Origin of the sequence: Streptomyces sp. NPDC059037, from assembly GCF_042740015.1 — a bacterium.
In the GTDB taxonomy this organism is placed as follows: Bacteria; Actinomycetota; Actinomycetes; order Streptomycetales; family Streptomycetaceae; genus Streptomyces.
The window spans coordinates 1-5,829 of record NZ_JBHYIG010000418.1 but is presented as its reverse complement, the minus strand read 5'-3'; the positions used below and the strand labels follow the sequence as shown (position 1 = coordinate 5,829).

The window sequence follows — 5,829 nt, the reverse complement described above, 5'->3', positions numbered from 1 at the left end:
CGGCGAAGGCCCCGTCCACTGGACGGGGCCTTCGGGGAAGTGGCTGGGGCCGGGATCGAACCGGCGACCTATCGCTTTTCAGGCGATCGCTCGTACCAACTGAGCTACCCAGCCACGCAGTTCGAGAAGAACTGCAAGCGGTCCTGACGGGATTTGAACCCGCGGCCTCCACCTTGACAGGGTGGCGAGCACTCCAAACTGCTCCACAGGACCAAGCGTTGTGCGAGCACTAGTCTCGCACAAGGTGTTGCGTGCCCCCAACGGGATTCGAACCCGTGCTACCGCCTTGAAAGGGCGGCGTCCTGGGCCACTAGACGATGAGGGCTAAGGGCCCACCTGGGCGCTTTGCAGCGCGTCGGGGACGTGAGAAGCATATGGGATGCGGGGAGCTATCGCCAAAACGGTTATCGGGGGGCCGGGGAACCGCTCTCCGCAGAGCGGTCCGGAGGGGGCGGCGACGGCGTCGCGCCCGGCTGGTTCTCCTTGGGGAGATGGCGGCTGACCTCCGCCTTCGTCAGCCCGAGGCCGCCCAGTCTGATCTCGTCCCAGGCCTGCAGGCGGCGGGTGTCGCGGTCCAGGTAGAGGACCGACGCCTCGACCGGGTCGGGGTACTTGCCCTCCACCGCCCGCAGACCGCTGCCACCCGTCGAGCCCTCGATGCGCAGCCGGGTGCCGCCCTCCATGACCTCCATCTCCTGGTGGTGGACATGGCCGGCCAGGACGAGCGGCACCTCGCCGTCCGTCTCGCGCGCCGCGTCCGGGTTGTGGGCGATGGCCACGTCGACGGGCGTGCCCGCCGCCTTCTGGTCGCGCAGGGCCGATGCGAGGCGGATGCCCGCCATCACCTCGACGGGCTTGCCCTCGGCGGCGACCGAGCGGTCGGGGGTGTACTGCGGATCGCCCGTCCCGGCGAACCGCAGGCCCGCGACCGAGACCGCCCGGCCCTCGTCCAGGACGTGCACGTTCTTCATGCGCTGCAGATAGCGCTGCGTGGTGCGCGAGTCGTGGTTGCCGCGGACCCAGACGTAGGGGGCTCCCAAGTCCTCGACCGGGTCCAGGAAGGCGTTCTCCGCCGCGCTGCCGTGGTCCATCGTGTCGCCGGAATCGACGATGACGTTGATGTCGTACTGCTCGACGAGCGAGGCGATGATCTTCCAGCTCGCGGGGTTCAGGTGGATGTCCGAGACGTGCAGGACCCGGATCGTGGTCGGGTCCGGCTGATACGCGGGGAGCGTCGACGTCACGTCGTACAGCTTCGTCACATTGGTGACCAGGCGCGCCAACTCCTGTTGGTAGACGTCGAATTCGCTCACGATGCTGCGGGCGTTGCCGACCACGGAGGGCGCGCTGCTCAGCAGGCCCGAGAACTTCGGCTCAAGGACCGACTTGGGGTTCCATGTCGCGTACGCCGCCGTGCCCGACGCCGCGAGCAGGGCAAGGGCCAGGCCGCCCGCCGCCAGTGCGCGGCGCGGTCGGCGGTAGACGGCGAGGCCCAGTGCGGTGGCGCCCGAGACGACGGCGGCGCAGGAGCGTACGGCCAGGTCGATGGCTCCGTGCTGGACGTCCCGCGCCACCTCGTCCTGGAGCCCGGAGATCCGCTCGGGATGGTCGACCAGAGCCTGCGAGCGCACCGGGTCGAGGCGGTCGACGTCCACGTCGAGGCGGATGGGCGCGACATGGGAGCGCAATTCGAGGGCGCCCAGCGGCGACACGTCGATCTTCGTGCCGCCGGTCGCCGAAGGGCGCAGCGTCATCCGGGTGTCCATCGGGCCCACGGGCACATGCACGCTGCCCACGATCAGCAGTCCGAGCCATGCGCCGAGCACGACGACCGCGACCAGGCCGATGGCGCGGCCGTACGGGTGCGGAGGGCTGATCAGTTCGCCGACCGGGTGCGTGTGGCGTGCGCGGTAGTGGCGTACGAGGGCGGCGGGCGCCCTTCGTATGCCCTTGATCCTTTTCATCCCCTGCATGACGACTGTGACGTCGCGGGTCATTGGTCCCGTATGCCCACGGCGGCGGGTGGCCATGCGGGACCGTGGCCGACAATGGGGGTGTGCTGGAGATGACGCGGGAAGAGTTCGAGGAACTGGTCGCCGAGGCGCTCGACCGGATTCCGCCGGAGTTGACGCGGTTGATGGACAACGTGGCGGTGTTCGTGGAGGACGAACCGCCCGCCGAGGATCCCGAGCTGCTCGGGCTCTACGAGGGAACTCCGCTGACAGACCGGGGCGAGTGGTACGCGGGAGTGCTGCCCGACCGCATCACCATCTACCGGGGGCCGACACTCCGGATGTGTGAGTCGCGCGAGGACGTGGTGGCGGAGACGGAGATCACCGTGGTGCACGAGGTCGCTCATCACTTCGGGATCGACGACGAGCGGCTGCACGCGCTTGGCTACGGCTGACGGGACGGCGGCGCGGTCCGTGTCCTCTTGTGGGGCAGGGGAGTTGGGCAGGGCGTCCCGATTTCCAGCGCCTCGGAGGTGCTCGGCCGTGCGCCAGTTGTACGTTCCTGTCCGGTGGGCCGCGGCCGCGGTGGCCGTCATGGCGACCGCGGGCTGTATGAGCATCGGTGACGACGGGCGCGATGCGCCGGGGCCCGCGCGTTCCGCGGGGCAGCGCGACGGGGCGGCCGCCCCGGACGGCGGGGGAGTCTCGCCGGGTGGCGGCTCGGCCGGCGGTGGCTCCGGCGGCGGGCACGGCGACGCCAAGGGCGAGGGGCAGGGGAAGCGGGCGGGCAAGGGCAAGGGGCGGGACACCGGCGCGGGTGATGCCGCGCCGGGCAGCGCAGCCCCGGCTTCCGCCTCCGCGTCCGGGAGCGCCGCAGCCCCCGCGTCGCCGACGAAGGGCGGCGGGCCGAGTCCCACCTCGCCCAAGCCGCCGAAGCCGTCCCCCACGCCGACGCCGACCCCGCCGAAGCCCTCCCCCACGCCGACGCCCACGCCGCCCACCCCGGAGCCCTCGTCCTCGGCGCACGAGGAGCCCAAGCAGGACACCCAGCTCGGGCAGCGGTCGACGGAGCCGGTGTCGCGGGAGCCCTCTCCGGAGGCCGGGCCCGCGTAGACCGGCGTACTCCGGAGGTGGATCGACGTAGATCGGCCGCTGGCCGAAACCCGCTTCGTCGCAGGTGAGCCGGGCCGTGCGGCCTTGAATCGAAGGTGCCTCGGACAGCTCGGTTTGCCTTATGGGGTGGTGGGTGCGTATGGTGGTAGATCGTTTGATCCCATTTGCCCGGCGCCGACACAGAAGAGCGCCGCGTGGCGCGTACTCTCCCTTGCCGTGGCTGACCGCATAGAGGCGGTCCATTGCGAAATCACGGAGTTGACGGGCGCGTGCCGAGACTCCGGAAGGTTTCGCATTTCGCATGTCCATTTTCAGTTCTGACCACGCCGTCCTGCCCGAGAACGAGGCCGTCGAGGCTGTCGAGACCGTCGAGAACGACGCCGTAGAGGTTGTCGCCGAGGTCGTCGAGGTCGTCGAGACCGCCCCGGCCGAGGACGTCACCGAGGTCACCACCGACGCCGACGCCGACGCCGACGCCGACGCCGAAGCCGAAGCCGTCGAGGCCGAAGCCGACGCCGACGCCGAGCCCGAGATCACCTTCGGCGACCTCGGTCTGCCCGACGGTGTCGTCCGCAAGCTCGCCCGCAACGGCGTGCACACCCCCTTCCCGATCCAGGCCGCGACCATCCCGGACGCCCTGGCCGGCAAGGACATCCTGGGCCGCGGCCGCACCGGCTCCGGCAAGACCCTCTCCTTCGGTCTGCCGATGCTGGCCCAGCTGGCCGAGGGCCACACCGAGAAGAAGAAGCCCCGCGGCGTCATCCTGACCCCGACCCGCGAGCTGGCGATGCAGGTCGCCGACGCCCTCCAGCCCTACGGCGACGTCCTCGGCCTGAAGATGAAGGTCGTCTGCGGCGGTACGTCCATGGGCAACCAGATCTACGCCCTCGAGCGCGGCGTCGACATCCTCGTCGCCACCCCGGGCCGCCTGCGCGACATCATCAGCCGCGGCGCCTGCTCGCTCGAGAACACCCAGATCGCGGTGCTCGACGAGGCCGACCAGATGTCCGACCTGGGCTTCCTGCCCGAGGTCACGGAGCTGCTCGACCAGGTCCCGTCCGGTGGCCAGCGGATGCTCTTCTCGGCCACGATGGAGAACGAGATCTCCACGCTGGTCAAGCGCTACCTGAACAACCCGGTCACGCACGAGGTCGACGCCGCCCAGGGCGCCGTCACGACCATGACCCACCACATCCTGATCGTGAAGCCCCGCGACAAGGCGCCCGTCACGGCCGCCATCGCCGCGCGCAAGGGCCGCACGATCATCTTCGTCCGCACTCAGCTGGGCGCCGACCGCATCGCCGAGCAGCTCTGCGAGTCCGGCGTGAAGGCCGACGCGCTGCACGGTGGCATGACGCAGGGTGCCCGCACCCGCGTGCTCGAGGACTTCAAGAAGGGCTACGTCAACGCGCTCGTCGCGACCGACGTCGCCGCCCGCGGTATCCACGTCGACGGCATCGACCTGGTCCTGAACGTGGACCCGGCCGGTGACCACAAGGACTACCTGCACCGCTCCGGCCGTACCGCTCGCGCGGGCCGCTCCGGCACGGTCGTCTCGCTGTCCCTGCCGCACCAGCGCCGCCAGATCTTCCGCCTGATGGAGGACGCGGGCGTCGACGCCTCGCGTCACATCATCAACGGCGGCGGCACCTTCGAGCCGGAGGTCGCCGAGATCACCGGCGCCCGTTCGATGACCGAGGTGCAGGCCGACTCCGCGGGCAACGCCGCGACCCAGGCCGAGCGTGAGGTCAAGGACCTCACCAAGGAGCTGGAGCGCGCCACCCGCCGCGCGACGGAGCTGCGCGAGGAGGCCACGCGCCTCACCGCGCGTGCCGCCCGCGAGCGCGGTGAGGACCCGGAGGTCGCGGTGGCCGAGGCCGCCGCCGCTGCCGAGGCCGCCGTCGAGGCCGCCGCCTCCGTGCCCGAGCAGTCCGCTCCGGTGCGGGAGGAGCGTTCCTCCTCGTACGAGAACCGCCGTCCGCAGCGTGACGAGCGCGGCAACTACGAGCGTGAGCGCCGCGACGACCGCGGTGGCCGTTCCTTCGAGCGTCGTGACGACCGCGGTGGCTCCGGCTTCCGTGGTGGCGACCGTCGTGAGGGTGGCTTCCGTGGCGGCGACCGCCGTGAGGGCGGCGACCGTGGTGGCCGTTCCTTCGAGCGTCGTGACGACCGTGGCGGCTCCGGCTTCCGTGGTGGCGACCGTCGTGAAGGCGGCTTCCGTGGCGGCGACCGTCCGTCGGGTGACCGTGGCGGCTTCCGCCGTGACGAGCGTCCCTCCGGCGACCGTGGCGGCTCCTTCCGCCGTGACGAGCGTCCGTCGGGTGACCGTGGCGGCTTCCGTCGCGACGAGCGTCCCTCCGGTGACCGTGGCGGCTTCCGCGGCGGCGACCGCCGTGACGACCGTGGCGGCTCCTTCCGCCGTGACGACCGCCCCTCCGGCGGCCACCGCGGCAGCGACCGTCCGTTCAACCGTGACCGCCGCGACGACCGCCCCTCCGGCGGCGCCCGCTCCGGTGGCCACGACCGCCCGGCGTTCAACCGCGACCGCTCCGGCACCGGCACCGGTTCCTTCGGCCGCCGCGACGACAAGCCGCGCTGGAAGCGCAACGGCTGAGTCATCGGCTGATGCCCGAGTGACTGACTGAACGGCAGCGGGGGCGGGGCGCGGGGGGGGGGCCCCGGGGCGCGTGCCGAACAATGAGTGTGTGTTTTTCGGCGCGGCGGGGCCCCCGCGGGGGGAAGTAGAAGAAGGGGAAGTAAAGCG

4 protein-coding genes and 3 tRNA genes are annotated in these 5,829 nt (G+C 71.4%); 3 read left to right on the top strand and 4 right to left on the bottom strand.

Annotated features, from left to right (window positions below):
* Window positions 1–40: 40 nt before the first annotated feature.
* The 4 genes from ACFWY6_RS43600 to ACFWY6_RS43585 all read right to left on the bottom strand — a co-directional run bounded on the left by ACFWY6_RS43600 (window position 41) and on the right by ACFWY6_RS43585 (window position 1,973).
* Window positions 41–114, bottom strand: a tRNA-Phe gene (locus ACFWY6_RS43600).
* Window positions 115–138: 24 nt separating this feature from the next.
* Window positions 139–213 (bottom strand) — tRNA-Asp (locus tag ACFWY6_RS43595).
* 39 nt (window positions 214–252) lie between these two features.
* Window positions 253–325 (bottom strand) — tRNA-Glu (locus tag ACFWY6_RS43590).
* A 79-nt stretch (window positions 326–404) separates the two neighbouring features.
* Entirely contained in the window at window positions 405–1,973 is a 1,569-nt protein-coding gene (locus ACFWY6_RS43585; RefSeq protein ID WP_384702920.1) for a metallophosphoesterase, read from the bottom strand.
* 83 nt (window positions 1,974–2,056) lie between these two features.
* On the opposite strand from ACFWY6_RS43585, the gene ACFWY6_RS43580 reads away from it, so the two are divergent.
* The 3 genes from ACFWY6_RS43580 to ACFWY6_RS43570 all read left to right on the top strand — a co-directional run bounded on the left by ACFWY6_RS43580 (window position 2,057) and on the right by ACFWY6_RS43570 (window position 5,679).
* Window positions 2,057–2,407, top strand: coding sequence for a metallopeptidase family protein (locus tag ACFWY6_RS43580; RefSeq protein WP_190082831.1), 351 nt, complete (start codon window positions 2,057–2,059; stop codon window positions 2,405–2,407).
* 88 nt (window positions 2,408–2,495) lie between these two features.
* The gene (locus ACFWY6_RS43575; RefSeq protein WP_384702916.1) at window positions 2,496–3,065 is read left to right on the top strand and encodes a hypothetical protein; all 570 of its coding nucleotides are present in this window, start codon (window positions 2,496–2,498) and stop codon (window positions 3,063–3,065) included.
* Between the two features lie 301 nt (window positions 3,066–3,366).
* Window positions 3,367–5,679 (top strand): DEAD/DEAH box helicase, encoded by a 2,313-nt coding sequence (locus tag ACFWY6_RS43570; RefSeq protein ID WP_384702913.1) that lies wholly within the window; start codon window positions 3,367–3,369, stop codon window positions 5,677–5,679.
* The last annotated feature ends 150 nt before the right edge of the window (window positions 5,680–5,829 follow it).

What these genes read in the sequence shown, in the direction of transcription:
- ACFWY6_RS43570 (WP_384702913.1), top strand. Translation starts at nt 3,367, where the DNA reads ATGTCCATTTTCAGTTCTGACCACGCCGTCCTGCCCGAGAACGAGGCC.
- ACFWY6_RS43585 (WP_384702920.1), bottom strand. Translation starts at nt 1,973, where the DNA reads ATGCAGGGGATGAAAAGGATCAAGGGCATACGAAGGGCGCCCGCCGCC.